General features: G+C 57.4%; 1 pseudogene. It reads left to right on the forward strand.

What is annotated here, in order from left to right:
- A pseudogene (locus A3764_RS00525) lies at positions 1-282 on the forward strand ([protein-PII] uridylyltransferase); the annotation flags it as partial.

The raw sequence follows: 282 nt of genomic DNA on the forward strand, positions 1-282 counted from the left end.
GCTGATCCATCCCGATGCCATGCGGTTGGTGCAGTCGAACCTGCGACTGATCGATGAGGACATGCGCAACACGCCCGAAGCGCAGCGCATCTTTCTGGACCTGTTGCTGAAGCACGGCAATCCCGAACGCGCCCTGCGGCGCATGAACGAACTGGGCGTGCTGGGCGCATTTATCCCCGAATTCGAGACGATTGTGGCGATGATGCAGTTCAATATGTACCACAGCTATACGGTGGACGAGCATATCATCCAGTGCATCGCCAACCTCGCCCGGATCGAAAA

It is taken from the genome of Sulfitobacter sp. HI0129, from assembly GCF_001635395.1.
Lineage (GTDB): Bacteria > Pseudomonadota > Alphaproteobacteria > Rhodobacterales > Rhodobacteraceae > Sulfitobacter.